Raw genomic sequence first — 23,802 nt, 5'->3', positions numbered from 1 at the left:
AGTTGTCGGCCCGGTCACCAGGTCGGTTGTGGGCCTGGTCGGGGGCGGGGTTATCGGATCGTGTCCGTGGTCGGGCCTTGGTGGTCGGTGGTCTGGTCGGGGGCGGCTGCTGCCCTGACTCGTACGCGTGGCACCGGAAGGGGTGCCACGGTGTACGGAGCACCGGGCCGCGTGGTCGATCTCCGGTCCGGCGGAGTGCGTCGTGACGTCGGCGGAGTGTGCCGCGTAGGCGTTGTACGTACGTCCTTCTTGGCTGGGAGGGCGACCCGCTCCCGGCGGACGGATCAAGTCGGCCACCGGACTCGCGGGTCAGGTGCGGGTGAGGTCGGACAGAAGCGCGGGCAGAAGGCGCTCTTCCATGACCGTGCTGCCCGACTCCGCCATGGCACAGGCCAGTTCGGGGTCCCAGGGGCTGGCGGCGGGCGATCCCGCGAGCGGTGTGGACTCGCCCTCGCTGAGGGCCGCCGTGTAGTCGGCGGCGGTCATCCGCCAGGGGCGGGCGCCGTGGCGGGCCACGGCGCCCGCAGTGATACGCAGGCCCGCCCAGTCGAAGTCGGCGCGCCAGTGCAGCCGGGCTCCCGCGCGTACAGCGTCGCCGAGCAGTTTGTGGCAGGCGGCGGACGGAACGCCCTCGGTACAGACGAGGGCGGCACCGGTGTCCTCAAATTCGCCGGCCGCGGCACGCAGCACGGCCGGATTCTCGCAGACGAAGATGGTACGGGCGGCGGGGACGACAGGGGCGGTGGCGAGCTGGTGGAGGGTGAGCCGGAAGGGGATGCCGAAGTCGGCGGCATCCCGCAACCAGTCGCAGACCACGGAGCTGCCCTGGGCTCCGATGTTGAGGACCAGCACCTGGCTGGCAAGGTCGTCGGCGATGGCTCCGGCGCTCTCCCACAGGGCGCGCCGCCCGGCCCGATCGCGCGGTACGACCGAAACGACCGAACTGCTGCCGCCGCGCTGGGCGAGGGCGCGCAGGACGAGTTGTTCGAGCGGGGCGCCGGGAACGAGGGCCTTGGTGTCGCCGGTGGCCCACTCCGCGAGGACCGGAAGCGGCAGGACACCGGCCGCGGGCCCAGGTGCCCGGCCCTGATCACCGGGCCCCCTGGCCGGGTTCCGGCGGTCCAGGTCGCCGGGAAGCCGGTCCAGAATGCCGGGGAGCCTTTCCAGGACGCGTACCGCCGCGTCGAGGAGGGGTGCGTCCCCGCGGCGGACGAGACGGGTGAGGGTGCCGTCGGCGGCGATCCGCTCCAGCCAGGCGGCGAACCACGCCTGCCCGGCGAGCAGGCTGGAGCGGGCGGATGTCAGGGCTTGTTCGCGGCGCGCGTCCTCGTCGGCCCGTTCGGCTGGCCGGTCGCGCAGCGGGCCGTTCAGCCGGCCGAGGGTCGTCAGGAGGCCGGTGCCGTAGCGGTCGTGCAGATACGCGTCCAGGTCGCGCAGGGGGACGGCGAGGCGCTGGGCGGTCTCGGGCCGGTAGCGGCCGGTGATGCCGATGACGGTACGGCGTTCGGCCTCGCCGGGCCGAGCGAGTCCGATGTCTCCGTCGAGCGTGCCGCCGGTGCGCTCCAGCCTGCGGCGGGCGGCGGCGAGCAGCCGGGCCCATCCCTCGCCCCGCAACTCGTTGTACTCGTCCCACAACTCGTCGTAAGCGCGGCGCTCACCGTGCTCAGGCGGCTCAACCGGCAACCGGGGCCTCCTCGGGCGTAGGGACGCGCCGGGTGCCGGGCGAGCCGAGGGCGGTGGTGAGATCGCCGGTGTCGTCGGCGAGGAGCCGGTCGCCGTCCCAGACGAGCAGCAGCGCGGAGACGGTGTGGTCGACTGCGGTGTGGGCGAGGTCGTAGTGAGCGGCGGCGGACACGGAGGCGTGGGCGGCCCACAGGTCGTAGCCGGTCATGAACAGGTCGAGGTCGAACTGGGCGGCCAGCGACATGAGTTCACCGCGCCCGGTGTCGTCCACGCCCGCGAAGGCCTCGTCGAGGGCGAGCAGGCGCGGGGCGTGCGGGTCGGCGGAGTTGAGCATGGCGTGCGCGGCGGCGAACAGCGGCAGGTGGAGCGACACGGACTGCTCGCCGCCCGACAGGCGGCTGTGCCGGGCGCGGGTGAGCCGCTCCTCCGTCCTGCCGGACTCGCCGGGACGGACCAGTTGGAACGCGAACTGCCGCCAGTGCCGGTAGTCGAGGACCTCGGCGAGCAACTCCCGGTAGGGCTGGTCGCGGTGGCGGGCGCGGGCGGTCTTGATCTGCGCGGCGAAGTGGGTGCGCACCCGGGCGAGACCGCCCGGGCCGAGGCGGGCGGCGTCGGCGTCGAGGAGGCCGCAGACACCGCGCTGTTCGTCGTCGAGATGGTCGGCGAGCAGCCAGTTCACGCCGACCGTCGTCCCCGAGGACATCGTGCGTGCCCGCATGTCGGTGTTCATCCGCCGGATCAGGTCGCGGGCGTCGACGGTGCGGTCGTGGATCTGCTGGGCGAGCCGGGTGAGCAGGGCGTCCTCCAGGATGCGCTGCTCGGAGGCGGAGAGCAGTTCAGCCTGGTCACGGCGGTGGGAGGAGATCTTCTGGGCGAAGGCGGCGACGGGCAGCGGGCCCTCCTCGTCGGCCACGCGTACGACGATGACCCCGTCCGAGCCGTCCCATTCGGGCCGGTAGTCCTGCCCGGCGGCGGCGAGCTGCGCCTGCAGGTCGTCCAGAGCCTTGGTGAGACGGGTGACGGACTGTTTGAGGCTGGTCTCGGTGGGGGTGAGATCGCGGGTCGCGGAGAGAATCGCCTCGTGTACGGCGATCACGGCCGGCGGGAGTGCTTCGCCGGTCCAGTCGGCCTCCTGGGCGGGCCAGGCGAGAGAGGGCGGACAGCGCAGGATGTCGAGGAGTTCGCGGGCGGCGTACGGGCGCAGGCCGCGGGCGGTGTCCTTCTCCTCCGCCGCGGCGACCGACCGGGCATCGGCGGCGGCCGTACGGCGGGCGTCGGCGGCGGCGGTCCCCGCGATCGCGGTGTGCTGGGCCGTGCGAACCGCCTCGGCCTCCCGCACCAGGGCGTCGATCCCGTCCTCGGCCTCCTGCACCTGGCGCATCACCTCCTGCGCCTCGGCCCCGACGGCGTCCTGGAGGGCCTTGAGTCCCGCGGCCTCCTCGGTGTGCCGGCGACGCGTCGCCCGCTCGGTGTCAAGCGCGGTCTCCTCGTCCTCGGCGGCGGCGGTGAGCCGGTCGGCGCCCGCCTGGGCGAGCTCGGTCTGGCGTGCGTGTTCGCGGCGGCGTGCGGTGAGTTCGCGTACCGCCGTCTCGAAGGCGCGGGTGGCCCTCTCGACGGCGTCGACGCGTTCGATCTCGATGGCGTGCTCGGCGGCGGTGCGGCGCAGGGCGCGCTCGGCGACCGAGCAGGCGGCCACCGACTCGTCGTACGAGGCCTGGGAGGCGTCGGCGGCGTCACGGGTGGCGCGCAGCCTCGCCGTGGCCTTGTCGAGTTCGCGCAGGGCCTGCGTGATGCCGGTGGTGCGGGGCAGGGCGGCGCGGGCGGCTGCGTATGCCTCCAGGGCGGCTACCGTACGAGCCTGTGTGCGCGCCAACTCATCGAGCTGAGCGACCAGTTCGGCAAGCAGCATCTCGCAGGCGGCGATCCGGGCCGCGCGTCGGCGCGCGCGGGCCGTGACGCCGACGTACTCGGCGTGCTCCTTGGTGTGGGCACCGACCAGGACACCGGCCGCGTACCGGCCGTCCGGACTGATCTGTGGGGTCCCGGTGTCGAGGTCGCCGGTGACCGCGACGGAGCGCAGTACGGCGGTGATCCGCGCGGCCGAGACCGCGGAGGCGCCCTCCAGGTTCTCGGGGGTGTCGGGCCTCAGGAGATCGGAAAGGCTCGGACCGTTCACCGGGGCTCCGGCACGGAGGTAGCCCTCGCTGTGACCGGCCGGCATAGGGGTGTCCTCGGCGGTGACGAGGGCGTCGAGGAGGCCCGAGGCTTCCAAGGCCGCTTCCAGGTGGGCGCACTGGCGGTCCGTCAATTCACCGTCGAAGTCGACGAGCCGCCACAGCGGAACGCCGTCACCGGGCGCCCCCTGCATGGTCCGACCCCGGGCCGGGGGCGGGGCGTCGTCGTGTTCGGCGGCGATCCGGTCGCGTTCGGCTTCCGTCTCGGCGCGGCGGCGCTCGACGTCGGTGCGCTGTGCGCGCAGGGAGGCGAGGGTGTCGCGCAGTTCCTGCACGGCTGGGGCGGTGGCCTCTGTGAAGGCGTCGGCGAGCGTGAACGCCTCAGCCTCGCCGGTGAGTTCGAGGGCTTCGGCCAGTCGCTCGGCACCGGCCTCGTCCAGGAGCGTGCCGTGAGCCTCCGTCCACTGACCGAGCGCCGTACGGGCCTGTTCACGGGCGGCTTCGAGGGCCGACTCGGCGCCCGTTTCGGCGGTTTCGGCCGTGGCGACGGCTTCCTGCGCGCGGTCGAGCGAGGCCCGGGCGAGGTCACGGGTCTGCTCGGCACCACGTGCCGCCTGCTGGGCGCCACGTACGGCCCGGACGCCCTCGTGGCGGGCAGCGGCGAGCGCGGCGGAGCGCTCGGCGAGGCGGGCGGGTTCGGCGTCGGCCGGTGTCCAGGGGAGGCCGGCGGTGTGGGCGTGGTCGGCGACGGTGGCGGCGTCCCGGGAGACGGCGGCGTCGAGTTCTGCGGCCAGCTGGGCGGCGTGTTCGGCCTCGGCGCGGGCGCGGCCGGTGGCGGCCGTGCGGCGTTCGCGTTCGGCGCTCGCCTGCCGGGCGGTGTGCTCGCAGGTGCGCACCAGGCGTTCCAGGTCGGCGAGTTGCTCGATGGCCTGGTAGGCGGCGGAGGAGCGCAGCTGGTCGAGACGGGCGCGCTGGGCGGCGAGCGAGGCGTCGGCCGACTCGGCGCGCGTTTCGGCGGCTGTCTGCTGTTCGCGGGCCGCCGCCAGGTCCGCGGTGGCGGTACGCAGGGCGGCGGCGCGCTCAGCTGTTTCGGCGCGGCGGGCGGTGAGCCGGTCCGCGGCGGTGCGGGCGTGGACCCGCAGATAGGTGGAGTAGCTCGCGAGGAAGGCGCGGGTGGCGTCGTCGGCGGCGGCCAGCCCTTCCAGGGTGCGCTGCACGGACTCCATGTCGTCGAAGGAGCGGGCCGCCTCGGCGATCAGGTCGTCGTCGAGGGGGCGCAGGCCCGCAGTGAGGGTGTCGGAGAGCTTGGCCGGGTCGAGGTTCTTGGCGAGCTGCGGGCGGCGCAACGTGAGGATCAGCGTGAGCAGTTGCTCGTACCGCTCCCGGCCGAGACCGAACAGGCGCTGGTCCACGGCGGCGCGGTAGTCGGCCGTGGAGGCGATCAGCTCGCGTCCGAGTTCGGCGGCGAGCTGCTTCCTCGTCATCGGCCGGTCGTCATCGGTCAGCAGCGAGAAGTCCTCGCCGACACGGCCTTCGGCGACGAAGTGCCACCGGGCCGGCGTGTCGCGGTGCCGCTGGGCGTGCAGCCCGATGCCGCAGGTGACGGCCTCGCCCGTCTCCCGGTGGGTGAACTCGATCCAGACGTAGCCGAGGGCGCTGTCCTGCCCGCGGAAGAGCAGGTTGGACTTCATCGTGCGGTCCTCGGCGGCGAACGGGTTGAGCCGCTTGGGGTCGATACGGCCGTCGAGGACGAACGGGAAGAGGACTTCCAGAGCCTTGGTCTTGCCCGATCCGTTGGGACCGCGCAGCACCAGCCAGCCGCCGGCGAAGGAGAACTCCTCGTCCCGGTAGTCCCACAGGTTGATGATCCCGGCGCGGGTGGGGACATAGCGGGGGGCCGGGGTGGGGGCGGGGGCGCTCACGGGGTCGGGTCCTTGGCGGTCTCGGCGGCGAACAGGGCGGTCTGGGAGGGCAGTTGGGCCGACGGCTGGGAGGCGGGTCGGGTCTTCACCCGGGCGGTGACCCCGCGGTAGCGGGCGATCAGGGGAAGGGCGAGGGCTCCGCCGTCGACCCGGGCGATCAACGACATGGCGGCCAGCAGGCTGAGGGCCTGGTCAAGCAGCCGGTCCGGGTCGCCGCGCAGATCGGCGGCGAAGCCCGCACCATACTCCCCGGTGATCTCCTTGAGCCTGCCGCGCAGCCAGGAGTCGGTGACGAAGGGATACCGGGTCTCCCCCGGCTCCTGACCCGCGTCGCCGGACCCCTCGTAAACCGACCCATCGTCTTCTTCGACCAGTTCGGCGACCAGCCCTCTCGACGGCAGCGCGCCGTCGATACGCCGGGCGCGGGCCGCGAGGCGTTCGGCGGCGGTGGGCGCGGGCAGCAGCTCGAGGGCGTGCCGTCCGGAACGCTGCACGGCGGCGCTGATCCGGGCGGCGAGGAGCAGCGCGGCCTGCGCGACAGTGCCGCCGCCGGGGAAGCGGATGTCGGAGAGCCTGCCGGAGGTGTCGATGAGCGCCACACCCTCGGCCCGCCGCTCCACGGTCAGCCCGGTCAGCCGCTCCAGGTCCTCGGCGAGGGCGGGGGCCCGCAGCTGGCCCAGGAGTTCGCTGTCGGCGTCGGCGTAGTACGCGACTGGGTTCTCCAGCACCAGGCGGCGGGCGCGGCGGGCCTGGTCGCGGCGGCGGCCGGCGCGGCCGGCGGACATGCCGAGCGCGCTGCCGGAGTCGAGGAGCGCGGTGACGGAGGTCAGGTGCTGCAGGACGCGGGTCGGGTGGTGAACGGCGAGGAGGATCTCGCGGTCGATGTCGTACAGGGCCTCGGCGCGCTCGGGGTCGCCGGCCCAGGCCGTGGCGGAGCCGTCGGCGAGGGTGAGCGCGCCGCGTTCGGTCAGCCAGGTGACGGCGTCGACGAAGGCGTCCCGGTCGGGCTTGCGCGCGGTGTCGAGCCCGAGTCCGTCGATGCGTACCGCGTCGGCGGCGACCGCGTCGGCCAGTTCACCCAGCGCCACCTGCGCGCCGTGGCGGCCCAAGGCCGCGAGGGTGAGGACGAGGTAGGCGTAGCGGCGGCGGTCGAAGGGGCGGCCCGCACGGGTGAGGGCCGGGCGGGTGGCGTCCAGGCCGTCCTGGGCGCGCTGGAGCCGGGCGGTGTCGGCGGTGGTGACGAGCCGGTGGCCGAGCACCTCCATCAGATCGGTGCGCAGCTGCCCGGCCCAGCGGCGCACGGTCGCCAGCGCCGCCTTGTCCGGATACCCGGGCGTGACCAGCGGATGCCGCAGGACGAGCCGTACCGCCTTCTGGTAGTCGGCGAGTTCGAGCGGGGAGACGCCCTCGGCGACACGGCTCATGCGGTCCTGCCTCGGTGACGGTTCATGCGGTGACCTCCAGGCGCAGCCCGTCGAGATGGAGACGCCCGCGCACCGTGTCGACGGTGGTGGGGCCCTCGGCGGGGGTGAGGGTGAGCCGTACCCCGTGGGCGGATCCGGAGGCGGCGGTGACCAGGCGGCTGGCGGGGACACGGGCGGCGAGCGCCACGTCCAGCAGGGCGAGCAGGGCCCGCGTCTCGGGCTCGTCGAGCGTCCGGCCATAGACGCCGTCCGACGCGAGGGCGTTCGCGGCACCGCGGCGCTCGGCCTGCTCCTTCAGCTGCTCGGCGCGGAGCAGTGCCCGCCGGTCGTCGTTGCGCTCGATGCGGCCGGGCCCGTGCAGGGCGGGGGTGCGGCCGGACTGGACCAGGGTGCGGGCCAGCTCGACCGGCTCGGCCTCCCACCAGGACGTACGCCCCGGGATCTGCTCGGGATCGGCGTACGGGACGGCGATGTGACGGGGTGCGCCGAGCCCGAAGACGGCCTGGAACAGGGCGTGCGCGTCCTCGTCGCTCTCGCAGGAGGTGAACCACTGGGCGAGGTGGCGCAGTTGGCTCTCCCGGCTCACCCCGCCACGGCGCGCCTCCGTGACGCGGCGCAGCAGGGCGAGGACGGAGCGAATCGCTGTGACGGTGGCGTCCTGCAGCCGCTCGGTCTCGCTGTGCTCGCGTTCCGCGAACCAGTGGACGATGCCGTCCCACCGGTGCCGCCAGTCCGCCAGGCGCTCGGCGGGGCTGCGAAAGAGCCGCTCGTCGGCCTCGGCCGCGTACTCGATCATGCGGTCCACACCGGTGGCCGCGGCCTTCTCGACGGCCTCGGCGAGCAGCGGGGCGTAGCGGCCGAGCTCGGCGGTGAACTCCCGCATGTGGGCGAGGAGCGTGTCCTTGTGGGCGAGGAACACCTCGGGCCGGGTGTCGTTGGTGCGCGCCAGGTCGCCCAGCATGAGGTAGAAGCGGGCAGCGCGCTGTGCCATCTCGTTCAGCACGGAATCGAGCCGGCCGAGCTTGCGGTAGACCTCCTCGCCGTCGCCTGCGGCGTTGGCCTCGGCCAGCGCGTGCAGGTCGCCGAGGATGTCTGGGAAGACGAGGCGGGAGAGCTGGGCGTCCTCCAGGCTCGCGCCGAGTACGTCCTCCACCGCCCGGTAGGCCCGGTATCCGGCCTGGGTGAACTGGTACACGTAATGCCGGTTGCGGTACTCGGCGAGGTTCGCGGCGCGCGTCCCGTCGTACGACCGGTCCAGGACCTGCCACTCCGCGAGCGCGTCGAGCAGCGGCTGGACCTCACCGACAGTGCCCGCGACGGGATGCTCGGCGGTGAGCCGCTCCAGCAGTCCCACCGCGTCCGAAGCGTGCAGCAGCACCTGGTAGTTGGCGCGCCCGCGATCGAAGGCACGCAACAGCCAAAGATATTCGTGGCGCTTCTCGGCGGCGGCGAAGTGGAACAGCCGCAGCCGGTCGTCGAGGGAGAACGCGTCGATGCCGAACGCGCCCTCGTCTACGGACTCCGGAACATCGGGGTCCAGGGCGTCGGACTCGTCACTCACGGATCTAGCGGCTTTCCTTGCTGCGACAGAACAGGCCCTCACCCCGGCCGGACAGCCGGGGCTCCGCACCAGTCTGCCGCACTCACGTCGGTGCGGGTAACCCGCTCCCCGGCCCGCGCCACTGTGCTACTTTGCGCGCTTCGCGCGCCGAGCGGGGCGCACCAATCGGGCGGGGTATTCACCGGCGTTCTCCCGCTACGGCCGACACCACGATAAAGATCGACGAAGGTACAGGAGATCGCCTTCGCACGCTGGCCGAAGAGCGCGGACTCATGTACCCCCGCGTACGTGGAACGCGTTCGTACATGTGCGCCCGGCCGCCGCCGGCCACTTGCGCCCGCGCGAGGTGCAGCGAAGGCATGCGGAACAGCCAGCCCGACTGCACGAGTTCGAAGAGGTACTCCGGGGAGGCATCCGGGAACGCGGCGCGGTAGGACTGCTAGGCGTCCGGTGTGGGCCCGAACAGGCCCAGGGCCATGGCCGCCATGGTTCTCATCCACCTGGCCGAGCGGGCCCTCGATCATCAGGAACAGACGGAACTCGTCCCGGTTGTGACCGGCGATCAGCTCCATGTCCCGTGCCGCGCCGCCGGCCAGGGCCTCCCAGGGCGTGGCGGGCAGGACGTCGCCGTCGACCACTGGAAAGAGGGGTGTCGGAGTGGGGGCGACCGCGCCCCATCGGGACACGTACTCGCGCATACGGTCGGTCAGCGCGGCCCCCGCCTCCGGCAGCTTGCGCGGGTCCACGCCGGACAGGTCGGCGACGGACGCGGCACGGCCCGAGCCCGCATGGGGTAACCAACGCCTTGAGGATGGCCAGGTCCCCGCGCACGACTCGCGACATGCGAAATCCGTCACCGGCCGGTGCCAGCGGGCCAGCCTGTCGGCGTGGCACGTCGGCATGGCCGGGCCGGCGGGCGACGGATTTCGTGCTCCCGATGTCGACGCGTCTCGTTTCAGCCGCTGGCGTTGCCGGCGGTCGTCGAGGGTGCGGACAGCGGCTCAGCGCAGTGACATCACTGGCACTGGCGGCCGGTGTTGATGCACTGGACCATCTTGCTCATCAGCTGCTCGTCGAAGACGTTGACGAAGTCACCGTGGTCGGTGATCGGTTTGTGCATCTGCTCCGGGAAGCCGTCCACCGCGTAAAACGGGCTGAACTGGCCGCTGTCGTTGAGGCTGGGTGCGTCCACGTCGTAGACCAGCCGCTGTACAAGCTGGGGAACGGCCTTGAAGCCACTCGGGCAGGCGCCTGTCTTCGGATCGGCGAACGCGACGTGGTCGCGGTGGTTGGCGCTGTCGACGTTCTGGCCGTCCCAGCAGCTCTGGAACTTCGACGTCCTCACCAGGCTGCTGCCCTCGGGACAGATCGGGTACTTGTCCGTCAGCTGGCGGTTCTCGAAGCCGGTGCAGCTCCACGCCGCGTTGGCGTTCGTCGTGCCGTTGGTGAATGCCTTGGCGTCACCGGTGATGATCCGCAGGAACTTGGGCATGGCCACGACCTTGCTGCTCGCGTTGCCCACGTAGTCCAGGGTCACCTGCGATGCGGTGAGGATCTTGCCGGCGTTGCCCTCGGCGCCGCCGCCCTGCTGCTCGGCGTCGAATTCCTCGGTGCCGTCCTGCAACCGGAGGACCGGCCAGTAGTAGGACGACTTGTCCCCCTGGTTCTGGCAGGTCGTGTCTCCGCCCGCGAAGTCGTCGTTGTCGGCGAACGCGTCGTTCGCCTGGTTGCCGACGTAGTCATGCGTGTGATGAGCACCGTTGTCCACACCGGGCGCCACGATGACGTTGTCGCTGTTGTACAGCTTGTTCTCGTTCACACCGCACTGGGTGGCGAAGGAACCCCGGGAGGCCTGCTGCGACCCTCGGGGTGGTGTCACGTTGGGCTTCACCGAGGTGATGTCGACGAAGTCGGCGGCGACAGGCCCGTTGCCTGCCTGTCCGCCATTGACGGGCTGGCCTTGCCCGTTGCCCTGCTCTTGTCCCTGGCCGTTCTCCTGGCCCTGCTCCCGGCCGTTCTGGTTGCCGCCGGTGTCCCTCTGGTTGCCGGAAGCGCGCAGCGTACAGGCGGCCAGTGCCTTGAGTCCCTGCGGCTTGTTCCCCACCCTGCCGATGGCAATGGAGATCCGGTCGATCGTCGCAGCCCGCTTGTCCTTGAGGGGGACAATGATCACGTTTTTTGCGAAGCTGTAGTCCTGCTGTATGGCCCGGGTTGAACTCTGCAGCCTCTGGTAAGCCTCCGAAACCTGGCTGTCCAGTGCGGCAAGTTCCCTGTCGACCTCGGCCCGGGCCTGGTCCGGCACCTGCTGCAGTCGGCTACCGACGTCGGGGCAGTCGATGGTCGAGGCCTCCGAGGCCGCAGCTTGGCCGGTCCCACCTTGAGGCGACTGTTTGACGGTGTTGCCGCCCGATGTCTCGTGGGCAGAGGCGTACACGTTCACGGCCACCAGCCCGCCTGCTCCGAGCATGAGAGCCGCAGCGGCGGCTAGGGCCTGTGTGACGTCGTGATCAATCAGTTGCCTTCAGCAGGTCGCTGATCCAGATCATGGAGGCGCGGAGGTAGAGGCCGGCGAGGTAGCTCTGGGGCGTCTTGTCGTATCGAGTCGCGATGCCCCGCCAGGCTTTCAGCTTGTTGATGAGACGCTCGACGGTGTTCCGCTCCTTGTAGAGACCGGCGTCGTGACCTGTGGGTCGGCCGCCCCGGCTGCCTTTCCTCTTCCGGTTGGCGGCCTGGTCCTTCTTCTCCGGGATGACGGCCTTGATGTTGCGTTTGCGCAGGTAAGAGCGGTTGGCGCGGGATGAGTAGGCCTTGTCGGCGGCGACAGCCCCAGGCCGGGTCCGGGGACGGCCGACAGGCAGACGGACCCGCACCTTCTGCAGCACGGGGACGAACTGCGGGCTGTCGGCTGCCAGTCCCGCGGTCAGGACGAACGACAACGGGCGGCACTTGCGGTCCGCGGCGAGATGAACCTTGCGCGTCAGCCCACCACGGGATCTCCCGAGCAGGGCTTCCTTCAGACGGAGCTTGTGCCGTCGTCTGAGGTGCCGCCGTTTTTCCCGGTCGGGGGCGTCGCTTCCCTCCTGTCCGTTCTGTTCTGGCGGGCCGCCCCCTTTTGCCGGGCCCGTTCCTGGTCGGCGGCGGCTTCCTCCAGGGCGTCCAGGACCTCCTTGCCGATGCACATCCCGGCGGCGTCGTGCTGGGCGCGGGCAGTGGTGGAGTCCACGCTGACCAGGGACAAGTCCGTCTGTCCCCGGCGGGCGGCCTCCACGATCATGCCTTCCAGAAAAGCGGAGAAGACCCCGGCGTCCCGCCAGACGCGAAAGCGCCCGTAGACCGTCGGCCACGGTCCGAACTCGGAGGGCATCTCGCGCCACTGGGCGCTGGACCGGAACCGCCAGATCACCCCCTCGAAACTGCTCCCGCAACCGCCCGGGGTACGGACCGTACTCGCCTATCGGCAGGTACGGCTCGATGAACTCCCATTGCCCGTCGGTGAGTTGCTACGTGTCACACCCAGCGTCCTACCAGGTACCGCCCCTGCACGGGACCAGAACCCGAGATTGATCACGACGTCACACACGCCCTAGCGGCGGATCTGAGCGTTCACTGTGGGATGCGCGTCATCGCTGTCCGCGTCTAGGCCCGCGAGCAGGCGCAGCGCGTCCTCGGCGGGGCTGCCGGGGGCCGCGGACAGCACCAGCAGCTCCATGCCCGATTCATCTGGTAGTGCGAAGTTCTCCTGGTGCAGTTCCAGCAGTCCGATCAGCGGGTGCCGGTACGCCTTGCGTCCATGTGTGCGGGCGCGCACGTCTGCGCGGGCCCAGAGGCGGCGGAAGCGCTCGCTGCCCATCGCCAGTTCGCCGATGAGCGAGGCCAGGCGGGGGTCCTCGGGGTATTTGCCGGCGGCCAGGCGCAGGTGCCCGACCACGTCGAGGGTGCAGTTTTCCCAGTCCGCGTAAAGGCCGCGCTCGGCCTCCTCAAGGAAGATGTGCCGGGCGGTGTTCAGGCCCGGCATCGGCCGGCCGTAGAGGAGCCCGGCGAGGTGGTTCCCGGCGAGCACGTCCAGGCGGTGGTCCATGATCAGCGCGGGTGCGTCGGCGACCAGATCGATAACGCGTAGCAGCTCCGGCCGGACCCGCCCGCCCGGCGCCTTCGCACGGCGGCGGCGCTGCCGGGCGAGCCGGTCGAGGTGCCCGCGTTCGGTCTCGTCGAGGCCGAGGACGCGGGCGAGCGCGTCGAGGACCTGTTCGGAGGGCTGGGTCGCGCGGCCCTGCTCCAATCGTACGTAGTAGTCGACGCTGACTCCGGACAGGTGCGCGACCTCTTCGCGGCGCAGCCCTTCGACCCGGCGGCGGCTGTCGGTGGGGATGCCGACGGCCGCCGGGTCGACCCGGGAACGCCGGGTCCGCAGGAAGCCCGCAAGGTCGTCCATGCCCCTCAGTATGGCCTCGGTGGTGCCCGTGAAGGTGGTCCTGCCGATACCAGGAAGTCCCGTCCGACGGAAGAGGAGCCCCTGAACGCCGGGCGCTGCGGCCCCCAGGATCGAATACACCCGATCCGAAGGAGTTCCCGTGAAGACGCTGATCGTCTACGCCCACCCGGAACCGAAGTCGCTCAACAGCTCGCTGAAGGACCTCGCGGTGTCCACATTGGAGACCGCCGGCAACGAGGTACGGGTGAGCGATCTGTACGCGATGAACTGGAAGGCGGTCGTGGACGCCGCGGACTACGGCCCCGACGCCTCACGTCCGCTGAAGGTCGCCCTGGACTCGGGCCGGGCCTTCGACGCCGGGACACTCACCCCGGACGTCCTCGCCGAGCAGGAGAAGCTGCTGTGGGCCGACACGATCATCTTCCAGTTCCCGCTGTGGTGGTACACGATGCCCGCGATCCTCAAAGGCTGGGTGGACCGGGTGTTCACCTACCACTTCGCGTACGGCGTCGGCGAGCACAGCGACACCAAATACGGCGAGCGCTTCGGCGAAGGCACCCTTGCGGGCAGGAAGGCTCTGCTGTCGGTGACCGCCGGCGGCCCGGAGTCGCACTACGCCGCTCGCGGGATCAACGGCCCCATCGACGATCTGCTGTTCCCGATCCACCACGGCATCCTCTACTACCCGGGCATCGAGGTGCTGCCGCCGTTCGTGCTCTACGTTCACCGACCGGATGACCAGCGTGGAGTACCCGGACGTCGCCAAGGCCTGGGAGCAGCGCCTGCTCACCCTGGAGTCGACCGAGCCGATCGCGTTCCGGCCGCAGAACCTCGGTGACTACGAGATCCCCTCACTGCACCTCAAGGAGGGACGGGAGCCGGCGGGCCGCACGGGTTTCGGGCTGCACGTGCGCGGCTAACGGGATGCCCCGTGACTCATGCTCGCCCGCCCCACGGCCTGCTGAATCACCCACCAGCCGAACCTCCAGGCCAACACACCTCAAGACCAATCGCGGGGCAGCTCGTTAATTCAGAGGGCGGTATGCGGGGCGAGGAGGCTGGTGCCGCACCAGTTCTGCTGATGGAGGTGGTCGAGCACGGCTGCCTCCGCCGAACCTGGGTGGCGGCGTATACCGACGATGACGGGTTCGGTCAGGGAAGGCAGGAACGGGCGGGCTAGCTGTTCGAAGCTTTCGGGCACGGCCGATGCCGGAACCACGGTGACGCCCAAGCCCTGGGCTGCCAGTCGCACGGCGGTGGAGATCTGTGACGCTCGGGCCACCGTGGGCGGGCTGATGCCCACGTCGGCGAGCAGGCGGGCGAGGTATTCGTCGAGCAGGCTGGCGCGGCGGAAGCGCACCCATCCTGTGTCGCAAGGTCTGCCATGCGCAGGGCCCTGTCGCTGGCGAGGAGCGGGTGTCCCTCGCCGGACTCGTGCCCGACGAGGTGCGCCCGTGCATGCCGGAGGGGCAACCGGAAGAGATCGCGCCGCTCGGCCTCATGTCGTACGACCTCACCTTTCGCGACATCTCACTTGACCTGCACACCTACACGTGCGAGGTCTTGCGCCGCCTGTGCGCGGATGGCCGGGCCGCAGCCTGGGTCGGCTTCGAGGGATCGTTCCACTACGACCACCTCCTCACAACAGAGGACATCTCCTCCTCGGTCTACGGCTACTGCGTGAGCGACGCCGACCCCGTGGCCTCATGGGACATGGCTGCCCTGCGCAGCGCCGCCTGGAAGGAAGGCATAGCCGAGACCCGCGCGGCTCTGGAAGAGCTGCTTCCCCGGCCCTGAACCACTCGATCGGTGGGGGGTGATGCCCGGTCGTCACCCCGACCTGACGTTCGGTCACGACCGGGGTCAGTCGACGGCTGTGTCCGCTGCGACGGCGGTCCCGCGGCGGCGGAGGTGACGTACGCCTCCGATGACACCGGTCACCACGACCGCCAGCCCCACACCGACGGCGATGGCCAGCAGCGTGTTCTCCTGGAACACGACGCCGCCGAAATAGCCGGTGAGCGCGGTGTAGGCGCTCCAGGTGGCGGTGGCGAACGCGACGAACAGCAGGTACCTGCCCACCGGGTAGCCGACAAGCCCGGTGGACAAGGTGGCCAGGTAGCGCCCCACCGGGATGAACCGTGTGGTCACCAGGATGAAGCCGCCGCGAGCGTCGAGCTCGCGGGCGAACCAGTCGTGGGCCATCCGACGTTTGGAGCCGGGTGGCAGGCGCTTGAGTATGTGTACGCCCAACAGGCGTCCGACCGCGTAGGGAACGAGATCGCCGAGAAGGGCCCCGAGCGTCGTGGCGGCGATGACGAGCACGATGTCGGTCTCACCGGTCGCGGCGTAGACCCCCGCGACGATCACGACGGGTTCGCTCGGGATCAGCGGGAGGAAGGAGTCGAGGAAGGACACTGCGATGAGCACCGCGTACAACCACGGCGAGGTGATGACCGATTCGGCCAGTTCGATCCAGTCGGTCACAAGCCACCGGCCCTGGTCGTCAGGTGCGGATGGATTGTCATGGGGCATCCCTCCCGGGATGGTCGGCGCTCACGGCGTTCGGCGCATGAGGGGCGGTACGGATCGGGTCACAGGTCGACGGTGAGGCCGGACGACAGCGCCCGTGAGACGCAGCAGTACATACGACCGGGTGGGGCGCCGATGTCGTCGCGGTGCTCCGGCTCTCCCTCGACGAGGGCGATCTCGCAACTGCCGCAGACCCCTTCGCGGCATCCGGACGGTATGCGGAATCCCGCGTGGTTCAACGCGTCCAGCATGGAGTCCTCCGCGCCGACCCGGACGGTCCGTTGTGACCGGGCGCAGTGCACATCGAAGGGCTCGTTGGGCGCGAACTTCTTGGCCGCCGGCCGGAAATGCTCGATGTGCAGCTGCTGCGCGGGGAACGCCGCCTCGGCCGCTTCGAGCATCGGCGCGGGGCCGCAGCAGTACACCAGCGTCCGAGGGCCCAGCGCCGCCGCCTTGGCGGCGAAGTCGGGCCTGCCGTGCCGCTCGGTAGCGTGGATGCGCACCCGGCTGCCGTACGCGGCCCGCAGTTCGTCGACGAACGGCATGGTGGCGAGGGACCCGCCCATGTACACCAGCGTCGCCGAGGCGCCCGCTTCGACCGCTGCCGTCAGCATCGGCACGATGGGGGTGATGCCGATCCCGCCGGCGAGGAACAGGTACTCCGATGCGGGCAGCAGGGGAAAGTTGTTGCGTGGCACCGAGACGTCGAGGGTGTGGCCCTCGTCGAGGAACAGGTGGATGTACTCCGAGCCGCCCCGGCTGAGCCGGTCGTGACGGACTGCGACACGGTAGGTGTCGAGGTCGGCCGGATCCCCGCACAGCGAGTACTGCCGGGTCAGCCAGTTGGGCAGTGCCAGATCGATGTGGGCGCCCGGTTCCCAGGGGGCCAGCGGGCCGTCGGCGCCGCGCAGGAGGAGCGAGACGGCTCCTTCGGCGACCGGTTCGGCCTTCTCAAGAATGGTTCGTTGCATGGCCATGGCCGCCTCAGTACAGGTGTCGGTAGTCGTCTTCGAGCATGTCCGTCAGCGCCCTCGGGTCGGCGGCGAGCCCGAACTGGTCGGCGGCGATCTCGCCTATCGACGGCAGTTCCCCGGCCAGGGCCTGGCTCGCCGGATCCCACAGCCGGGAGCGGATCAGCGCGCGGCCGCAGTGGAAGAAGACCTCCGTCAGTTCCACGACGATCGCCAGCTCGGCCTCCTTTCCCTCGGTGCGCATCCGGGCGAGCACGTCCGGCTCGTCGGTGGGATAGGCACGACCGTTGACACGCAGCACTTCTCGCATTCCGGGGACGACGAACATCAGCCCGATCCCGTCGTTCTCAGCGAGATTGCGAAAGGAGTCGGCCAGTTGGTTGCCCGGCCTGTCGGGAATGGCGAGCGTGCGCTCGTCGAGCACCTTCACGAACCCCGGATAGTCACCGCGTGGTGAGCTGTCAGGGAGTCCCATGGCGTCCGACGTGGCCATCGCCAGGAAAGGAGAATGGGCGATGAAACGACGCGCATGCCGGTCGAGACGGTCGCGCAGCTTGCGTTTGATCATGTCCTCGGGCTCGCCGATCCGGGCGCGCACCTCCGTGTAGGAAATCCGGCGCGGACGGGCCTGAGGGCTCGCATGGGTGATGGTCATCAGTTGGTCATGAGATGTCATTCGGTTTGCTCGTTACTCGCTCTCACACGGTTTACAAGGAAGGTCATGACGTCGGATCAAGGTCGAGTTCAGTAGCTGATCCCGTCGTGGGGGTCACCGGACGGCGTCGTACGGCAGCACGGCGTGCACACCCCACGTGTCGTTGGCCACTTGGGTGATTCGCAGGTCTACGGCCACGCCGGCCAAGGCCAGCGCCGCCGTCCTGTCCAGATCGAAAAGTGGGCGCAGCCAGGCCAGCATGGCGTCCAACGCGTCCCCCGTCGCCGCGTTCAGGTCCGCGTCGAAACCGAAGGTGACGCGTCCTTCGGGCGTCTCGGCGTGGATACCGGGAACCGGGGCCCGCTCCCGGAGGTTGAGTGTCACCTCCGTCGTCATGGGGCATTCGATCGCCGTTCCGGCGACCTCACCGTTCCCCTGTGCCGCGTGGCCGTCTCCCAGGTGGAGCATCGCCCCGGGCACGGTCACCGGCAGGTACAGCGTGGAACCCGCCACCAGTTCGCGGCAGTCGATGTTCCCTCCGCTTTCCGCTCTCGGCGGGATGGTTGAATGCGAGCCCGGCTCCGCCGGAGGGACACCGACCACACCCAGGAAGGGCGCGATGTCCACGGTCTGGCCGCGGTCGTTGGTGGCCGTCCCGTCGCAGATGTTCCACAACAGCCATGACGCGGGTCCGTCGGCGACGCCGAGTCGGCGCGTCAGGGGGGTGTCCTTCACCCCGGCGAGCGTCCAGCCCCAGGTGCCGGCCACGACGGACTCGAAGCGCACCTCAAGGACCATGCCCGGCTCCGCGCCCCGCACCGCGATCGGACCGGTGAGACAGTGGCCGATCCGGTCCTCGAACATCTTCGGCCTCGGGTCACCGGGTGTTCGCATCGGCTCCAGGTGTCCTGCGGCGTCCAGCGAGTCGACCACCACCGAGTCGCCGGCGTCCACGGTGAGAACCGGTGGGGTGTCCCGGCCGAAGACGTTCACCACGGTGTCCCGGGTCGCCGGCAGTTCGTGCCGAGCCATTCGTAACCTCCCTTCGCGTGGTCGATCGATCCAGGTCGTGTACTGCGGCCCCGGTCCGCGGAGCCGGGAGGGGCGTGGTTGCCGGGCGCTGCGGCACGGCCAGGTGCGTGGGCGGGGTCAGCGCAGCGCGGATCGCGGGGCGGGTTCCAGCCGGACCGTGGACGCCGGCCCGCCCGACAGGGCGGAAAGGGTGTCGACGACGGTCGCGCACCGGGGATCCCCATGGATGGCGGCCAGGAAGCGTTCCCGGTCGGCGGCGTCCTCGAAGCGCCGGATCCAGACGAAAGCGTCCTCGTCGTCGGCCATCGTGAACGCTCCCACCACGTGCATCCCCATTTCCTGGTGCAGCGGGACGACGGTCTCGTCCATGTAGCGCGCCAGTTCCGCGCCGTGGCCGGCACGGGCACGTTCCGTCCGTATCTCGTAGAACACGGGTTCCTCACCTCTGGGTCCTGCTCGTTTCTGCGCGACTGAGTGTCCTGCGCGGCTGCCGTCAGGACGGGCGTCCGGTACGGGCGGCGGCGAGCTCGTAGACGGCGGGGGACCCCTCCCATGGGGCGGTGCGCACCACGGCCCAGTGGCCTATCAGCCAGCGTCCGCCGGATCTGCGGAGTCTGAGCTGCCAGAGGCCGCGCATCGTGCAGTGGTCGGTGACACCGGGGTCCGCGGGGACGTGGTGGTAGGCGACCATGTGCGCGCTGCACTCGGCCTCGTCGCCCGACAGCCGTACGACGAGGTCGGTTGCCGCGTGGTGGGTGCAGTCGAAGCCCTCCAGTGTCGTTCGGGCGAGCTCGACCAGCTCGGCGGCCGGCACCGTCGTCGGCGGCCTGCCGTAGTAGTGGATGGAGAGGTCCAGCCGCACCTCGTCGGCGAACAGCCGCCGCAGAGCGGTCCAGTCCCGGTCGTCCTGGGCGTGGGCGAGACCGGCGACGGCATCGGCCACCGCGGCCCGGTCCACCAGGTCCTGAAGCGCGCTCATGTGCCTGTCTTCGTTGTGGGGTGTCCGGGCTCCGGCCGTTCGACCAGCGGCAGAATCAGGCGGCTCGGGTGGGCCGGTCCGTGGTGGACCCGGTTGACCGCGACGGCCAGGTCGTCTTCGCTGTCGGCCGCGATCGTCCCGCCCGTGTTGGTGTTGCGGTCGTAGCGGGGGAAGTTGCTGCTGGAGACTTCGAGCCGGATGCGGTGCCCGGGCAGGAACACGTTCGCGGTGACCCTCAGGTCGACGGTCAACTCGTAAACCGTTCCCGGTTCCAGGGGCTCCGGATCGGTGAGTGACGTGCGGTAGCGGGCCCGCTGGATGCCCTCGCACAACAGGATCGCCCTGCCGTCGGGGTGCAGGTCGACGAGCTTGCCGGTGAAGTCGGTGTCCGGTGCCGAGGAGGAGACGTGCAGGACCAGCGTGACGTGGCCGGTGACCTCGAGGGGGTCTTTGAGGACGGGAGTGGTGAAGCACAGGACGTCCTCGCGCGTTTCGACGGCCGCTTGGTCGGCCGGTCCGGGGAAGGCACCGGAGGCGGCGGCGAGCACGGTGCCACCCAGGCTCGGGACCGGGCGACGCGGGTCGTAGAGGAACGTGTCCGCCGTCTCCATCGACACGGCGTCGCGCGTCAGGACGCCGTCGCCACCAGCGGTGTTGGCTCGGCCGCCCCCGGCGAGGAAGAGGTCGGTGTAACGGGTGTCGGGCAGCGGCCAGTCCACCTCGTCACGCCACCGGTCGACACCCATGACGAAGATCCGGACCCGGTGGGTGTCGTCGGGGGTGTCCGTGAGGCCGCGGACCCAGCGGTCGAAGAACCGCAGGTGCGCGCCGGTGACGTCGGCGGCCTTGATGCTGCTGTGGAGTCCGAACGACCGGTCGGGGAAGGTGCCGAGGTCTGCGCCGTCGGCGTGGCACCAGGGGCCGATGAGTAGCCGTTGACCGTCGCGGGCCGCGGCGCTGCCACCGTGGCGGCGCATCGTCGTGTAGGACCGGACGGTTTCGCCTACGAAAACGTCGTACCAGCCCCCTACATGGAGCGCGGGGACGGTGATGTCGCCGCAGTGGTCGATCGAGGCGACCTCCTGCCAGAACGTATCCCGCTCCGGGTGGTCGAGCACCTGGCCGGCCCAGGGCAGGTGCCGGGTGACCGCGCCGCGGTCGGCGACCGGCAGCGGGTCGTGCAGCAGCCGCGGGTCGGACAGGCCGGACAGAAGTGCGTGAGCGTCGCCCGGGTCGCCGTGTCCGTCGGCGAGGCCGCGGCGGAGGTTGCGCAGGGCCGAGAGCGTGCCCCAGGTCAGGACGGCGTCCTGCGACACCGCTCCGCCCGGGGAGTACCACGGTGCCGCGTACGGGTCGGCGGAGGTCATCACGGGCGCGATCGCGCGCAGTGCCGGTGCGTCGTGCACAGCCGCCTGCCACTGCGCGAATCCCATGTAGGACCCGCCCCACATGCCGACCGCGCCGTCGCACCACGGCTGTCCGGCCAGCCACGTAAGGGTGTCGGCACCGTCACGGCCCTCGTTGGCGTGGGGCACGAACGCTCCGGGCGAACGGGAGGTCCCGCGGACGTCCTGGGCCACCACCGCGTAACCGGCGTCCACGAAGGCGAACACATCCGGAAGCTTCGGGTTGCCGTACGTTCCGGCGTCGTCCTTGCCGTAGGGGGTGCGGACCAGCAGCACGGGGAATGGTCCCGGCCCTTCGGGCCGCCACACGTTGGTGGCGAGCGCGATGCCGTCGCGCATCGGCACCAACACGTCCACTTCGACGACGAACGTCATGCGTCCACCCGGTTCCTGCCGGGAAGCTGCGGTCGCTGGGTGATCATCCAGTGGCTGAACGCGACGTAGTTCTGCGCGAACTCCCGCGGCGTGGGCGCGTGTTCCACCGCCGCGGCCAGTCGCGCGACGTGGGCGTACCGCGGGATCTGGCCGGCCTGGTAGGCGGCCAGCGCGGCGGGCATGTCGCCGGTGGGAGTGAGCAGGCGGCCGAGCAGGGCGGCGTCCTCGATGCCCAGCGTCGCGCCGGCGGTGATGTGCGGAGACATCGCGTGGGCCGCGTCCCCGGCCAGGGCGACCCGCGCGGAGACCCAGTGCGGGAGGGGTGGCACGAGCATGACCTGGTTGCGCAGGATGAGTTCGTCGGGCGTCGCGGCGATCAGCCCGGCCAGGATCCCGTCCCGCCCTTCCGTCTCCAGATGGACGGCCCGTTCCATGACCTGCTGCTTCGGGGTCCCCTTCAGCGGGGGCGAGTCGAATTGGTTCAGCAGCCAGTAGACGCCCCCGTCGTAGGTACGTACGTAGCCGCCCCGGCAGCCGTGGGTGCCCAGGATCAGCCGGTCCTCGGGCACCGTGATGCCGGTGGCCTGGAGGACCGCGCGCCAGGCGTGGTGGCCGGGGTGTTCCCGCGCCGGAGTGCCCGGGACCAACTGCGCGCGCACTGCCGAGTACGCCCCGTCCGCCCCGACGAGCACGTCGGCGTCCTCGCTGCTGCCGTCGGACAGGTGGACCGTGACATGGTCCGTGTGCTCCTCGTACGCAGTGAATCCGGTGGCCAGGCGGATGTTGTCCCGCCCCACGGCGTCGGCGAGCAGGTCGTTCAGCTTGGCCCGGTGCACCAGCAGGTACTGATGGTCCTCGGGAGCGAACCCCGGGGTGTCGAGCAGTCGCCCGGCGGAATCGTGGAAGTACATCTCGGTGGGTGCGCCGATGCAGCGCACCTGCTCGCCGACGGCGAGATCGTCGAAGGCCGCCAGTGCGTTCGCCCAGAGCCCCAGCGAGGCCCCGTCGGCGCGGATCTCCGGCGCGCGCTCACAGATCACCACCTCGATCCCGGCATGGCGCAGCGCGAGCCCGGTTGTCAGGCCCACGATCCCGGCACCGATCACGACCGCGCGCGTCACAGTCCGTCTCCGGTCGCGTCGACACCACGGTCACCGCGGGCGCTCAGGTCACGGGTCCCGCTGTCGCGTGGCGGGCGGATGCGGATGTCCACTGCGACCTCCTTCATGTCGTCGAGTGGGTTCGACGTTAGGAAACGCAGCCGATTCACACCAGTGCAACCTTGGTAGGTAGTCCTTTCGCAAGTGATAATCCGGGGATGGACTACGTCGATCTGAACCTCATCGAGGCGTTGGACGCGCTGCTCACCGAGAACAGCGTGACGAAGGCCGCGGCACGCCTGCACACCTCGGCACCTGCGATGAGCCGCGCCCTGGCCCGATTGCGCCGCGCCTTCGACGACCCGCTCCTCGTGCGGGCCGGACGCGACCTCGTGCCCACACCCCGGGCCCTGGAACTGCGCGGAGAGGTGCACGCGGTCGCCACCCGGGCGCGAGCACTGTTCGCACCGTCGAGCACCGCCGATCCCCGAACCGCTGTGCGCACGTTCGACCTGCAGGTCGACGACATGCTGTCCACGACCTTCATCCCGTCCCTCATCGACGATCTACGGGTCCAGGCGCCCGGCATCTCCCTGCGGTTGCGGCCGGAGAACCTTGAGGACGCCCCGGCCCTGCGCGAAGGACTGGTGGATCTGGAGATCGGGATCGTGCGTCCCGGTGACCCGGAGATCCGCACGGAAACACTTCTGACGGAGACGCTGATCGGCGTTGTGCGGCCGGATCACCCACTGGCGAGGACGAAACCCGTCACCCCGCGGCGGTTCGCCACCACGGACCACATCGTCGTGTCGCGACGCGGCCGGGCCCACGGCCCAATCGACGAGCGGCTCGCCGAACTGGGCCTGAGCCGGCGCGTGGTGGCCGTGGTCCCCGGCGTCGCGACCGCGCTGTTCCTGGCCCGCGAAACCGACGTCGTCAGCGTCGCCCCGGCGGGACTCGGACGACCGATGCTGAACACACTCGGACTGCGTGCGTTCCCGATCCCCCTGGTGCTGCCGCCCCTGACCATCGGCATGGCGTGGCACCCACGCAACCATCACGACCGCACGCATCAACTGCTGCGCGAACGGATCCGCCACATCATGACCACCGCTGTCGACGCAGCCGCGCAGGCGTGACTCGTTCCTCGGTCAGCTCCTCTTTCTCGGCGTCCCACCAGCGTGGTGGGAGGTCCGCGCGGTTGCGTTTGATCGCGTCCGCGAGGACTAGCCTCGGCTATTCACTGGAATTGGGCTACCTGACGGCCTGATAGCAGAAAGGTGCCGCTGAGCTGCGAGGATGCGAGTGCTTAGGTCGTATCCGTTGCGAGGATCAGGGCACCAAACTGGTGAGTGAGCTCAAATGAGCACGCATAACCTCCCGTCGAAGTCCAGAGAGGTCAGCCAAGGGTGGACGCTTTCCGCGAAGCTCGACCATGGCTGCGACTGCTGGCCCTGCACAGAATCGACGGCCTCGCTGCCGCCGGACCGGACACCATGCGGTTCCGCCACCACCTGCTGGCAGCGTCTCATCGACTTACCGGCCGTCGCCTGACG

General features: G+C 70.7%; 17 protein-coding genes and 2 pseudogenes. 3 read left to right on the top strand and 16 right to left on the bottom strand.

The genetic code is table 11. The features are described 5' to 3' along the window. Positions 1-309: 309 nt before the first annotated feature. The 7 genes and pseudogenes from QF035_RS52830 to QF035_RS52800 form a co-directional block, all read right to left on the bottom strand. Positions 310-1,683 (bottom strand): DUF2399 domain-containing protein, encoded by a 1,374-nt coding sequence (locus QF035_RS52830; RefSeq protein ID WP_307530138.1) that lies wholly within the window; start codon positions 1,681-1,683, stop codon positions 310-312. Beyond that, positions 1,673-5,779 (bottom strand): TIGR02680 family protein, encoded by a 4,107-nt coding sequence (locus tag QF035_RS52825; RefSeq protein WP_307530136.1) that lies wholly within the window; start codon positions 5,777-5,779, stop codon positions 1,673-1,675. Before QF035_RS52825 ends, QF035_RS52830 begins: the two co-directional genes overlap by 11 nt. Continuing rightward, positions 5,776-7,203: a TIGR02678 family protein gene (locus tag QF035_RS52820; RefSeq protein WP_307530134.1), complete on the bottom strand. Its 1,428-nt coding sequence runs from the start codon at positions 7,201-7,203 to the stop codon at positions 5,776-5,778. Before QF035_RS52820 ends, QF035_RS52825 begins: the two co-directional genes overlap by 4 nt. A 22-nt stretch (positions 7,204-7,225) precedes the next feature. After that, positions 7,226-8,764 carry a TIGR02677 family protein gene (locus QF035_RS52815; RefSeq protein ID WP_307530132.1) on the bottom strand — a complete coding sequence of 513 codons (1,539 nt, stop codon included), beginning with the start codon at positions 8,762-8,764 and terminating at the stop codon, positions 7,226-7,228. 1,015 nt (positions 8,765-9,779) lie between these two features. Continuing rightward, on the bottom strand, positions 9,780-11,210 hold the full coding sequence (locus QF035_RS52810; protein WP_373466894.1) for a DUF1996 domain-containing protein: 1,431 nt from the start codon (positions 11,208-11,210) through the stop codon (positions 9,780-9,782). 61 nt (positions 11,211-11,271) lie between these two features. Continuing rightward, positions 11,272-12,237: pseudogene (locus QF035_RS52805) on the bottom strand (IS5 family transposase). A 110-nt stretch (positions 12,238-12,347) separates the two neighbouring features. Beyond that, positions 12,348-13,196: a helix-turn-helix transcriptional regulator gene (locus tag QF035_RS52800; RefSeq protein ID WP_307530129.1), complete on the bottom strand. Its 849-nt coding sequence runs from the start codon at positions 13,194-13,196 to the stop codon at positions 12,348-12,350. A 139-nt stretch (positions 13,197-13,335) separates the two neighbouring features. Between QF035_RS52800 and QF035_RS52795 the strand changes: the two are divergent. After that, a pseudogene (locus QF035_RS52795) lies at positions 13,336-14,116 on the top strand (NAD(P)H-dependent oxidoreductase). A 110-nt stretch (positions 14,117-14,226) separates the two neighbouring features. On the opposite strand, the gene QF035_RS52790 reads toward QF035_RS52795, so the two are convergent. Then, a complete protein-coding gene (locus QF035_RS52790) occupies positions 14,227-14,556 on the bottom strand; it encodes a LysR substrate-binding domain-containing protein (protein WP_307530127.1) in 330 nt (109 codons plus the stop codon). Positions 14,557-14,654: 98 nt separating this feature from the next. Here QF035_RS52790 and QF035_RS52785 point away from each other — a divergent pair, with 98 nt between their 5' ends. After that, entirely contained in the window at positions 14,655-14,993 is a 339-nt protein-coding gene (locus QF035_RS52785; protein WP_307530125.1) for a hypothetical protein, read from the top strand. 66 nt (positions 14,994-15,059) lie between these two features. Here QF035_RS52785 and QF035_RS52780 read toward each other — a convergent pair whose 3' ends face one another. From QF035_RS52780 to QF035_RS52745, 8 genes are all read right to left on the bottom strand, one after another. Then, positions 15,060-15,683 carry a DedA family protein gene (locus QF035_RS52780; protein WP_307530123.1) on the bottom strand — a complete coding sequence of 208 codons (624 nt, stop codon included), beginning with the start codon at positions 15,681-15,683 and terminating at the stop codon, positions 15,060-15,062. Between the two features lie 107 nt (positions 15,684-15,790). Continuing rightward, positions 15,791-16,699 carry a PDR/VanB family oxidoreductase gene (locus QF035_RS52775; protein WP_307531998.1) on the bottom strand — a complete coding sequence of 303 codons (909 nt, stop codon included), beginning with the start codon at positions 16,697-16,699 and terminating at the stop codon, positions 15,791-15,793. A 13-nt stretch (positions 16,700-16,712) separates the two neighbouring features. Further along, on the bottom strand, positions 16,713-17,354 hold the full coding sequence (locus QF035_RS52770; RefSeq protein WP_307530121.1) for an MSMEG_1061 family FMN-dependent PPOX-type flavoprotein: 642 nt from the start codon (positions 17,352-17,354) through the stop codon (positions 16,713-16,715). Between the two features lie 114 nt (positions 17,355-17,468). Further along, entirely contained in the window at positions 17,469-18,386 is a 918-nt protein-coding gene (locus QF035_RS52765; RefSeq protein WP_307530119.1) for an acetamidase/formamidase family protein, read from the bottom strand. A 117-nt stretch (positions 18,387-18,503) separates the two neighbouring features. Then, positions 18,504-18,818, bottom strand: coding sequence for a hypothetical protein (locus tag QF035_RS52760; protein ID WP_307530117.1), 315 nt, complete (start codon positions 18,816-18,818; stop codon positions 18,504-18,506). Between the two features lie 61 nt (positions 18,819-18,879). Beyond that, complete coding sequence (locus QF035_RS52755; protein ID WP_307530115.1) at positions 18,880-19,365, bottom strand: nuclear transport factor 2 family protein; 486 nt, start codon at positions 19,363-19,365, stop codon at positions 18,880-18,882. Continuing rightward, positions 19,362-21,146 carry a CocE/NonD family hydrolase gene (locus QF035_RS52750; RefSeq protein WP_307530114.1) on the bottom strand — a complete coding sequence of 595 codons (1,785 nt, stop codon included), beginning with the start codon at positions 21,144-21,146 and terminating at the stop codon, positions 19,362-19,364. The genes QF035_RS52755 and QF035_RS52750 overlap by 4 nt, the downstream gene beginning before the upstream one ends. Continuing rightward, complete coding sequence (locus tag QF035_RS52745) at positions 21,143-22,267, bottom strand: FAD-dependent oxidoreductase (protein WP_307530112.1); 1,125 nt, start codon at positions 22,265-22,267, stop codon at positions 21,143-21,145. The genes QF035_RS52750 and QF035_RS52745 overlap by 4 nt, the downstream gene beginning before the upstream one ends. Before the next feature lie 197 nt (positions 22,268-22,464). Here QF035_RS52745 and QF035_RS52740 point away from each other — a divergent pair, with 197 nt between their 5' ends. Beyond that, positions 22,465-23,385 (top strand): LysR family transcriptional regulator, encoded by a 921-nt coding sequence (locus QF035_RS52740; RefSeq protein WP_307530110.1) that lies wholly within the window; start codon positions 22,465-22,467, stop codon positions 23,383-23,385. Positions 23,386-23,802: the final 417 nt, after the last annotated feature.

The organism is Streptomyces umbrinus, assembly GCF_030817415.1.
Classification (GTDB): domain Bacteria; phylum Actinomycetota; class Actinomycetes; order Streptomycetales; family Streptomycetaceae; genus Streptomyces; species Streptomyces umbrinus_A.
This window is presented reverse-complemented; position numbering and strand designations above follow the sequence as displayed.

Excerpts from the sequence above, each read along its gene's own strand:
- QF035_RS52820 (WP_307530134.1), bottom strand. The coding sequence starts at position 7,203 with ATGAGCCGTGTCGCCGAGGGCGTCTCCCCGCTCGAACTCGCCGACTAC.
- QF035_RS52800 (WP_307530129.1), bottom strand. The coding sequence starts at position 13,196 with ATGGACGACCTTGCGGGCTTCCTGCGGACCCGGCGTTCCCGGGTCGAC.
- QF035_RS52785 (WP_307530125.1), top strand. The coding sequence starts at position 14,655 with ATGCCGGAGGGGCAACCGGAAGAGATCGCGCCGCTCGGCCTCATGTCG.
- QF035_RS52775 (WP_307531998.1), bottom strand. The coding sequence starts at position 16,699 with ATGCAACGAACCATTCTTGAGAAGGCCGAACCGGTCGCCGAAGGAGCC.
- QF035_RS52770 (WP_307530121.1), bottom strand. The coding sequence starts at position 17,354 with ATGACCATCACCCATGCGAGCCCTCAGGCCCGTCCGCGCCGGATTTCC.
- QF035_RS52765 (WP_307530119.1), bottom strand. The coding sequence starts at position 18,386 with ATGGCTCGGCACGAACTGCCGGCGACCCGGGACACCGTGGTGAACGTC.
- QF035_RS52755 (WP_307530115.1), bottom strand. The coding sequence starts at position 19,365 with ATGAGCGCGCTTCAGGACCTGGTGGACCGGGCCGCGGTGGCCGATGCC.
- QF035_RS52750 (WP_307530114.1), bottom strand. The coding sequence starts at position 21,146 with ATGACGTTCGTCGTCGAAGTGGACGTGTTGGTGCCGATGCGCGACGGC.
- QF035_RS52740 (WP_307530110.1), top strand. The coding sequence starts at position 22,465 with ATGGACTACGTCGATCTGAACCTCATCGAGGCGTTGGACGCGCTGCTC.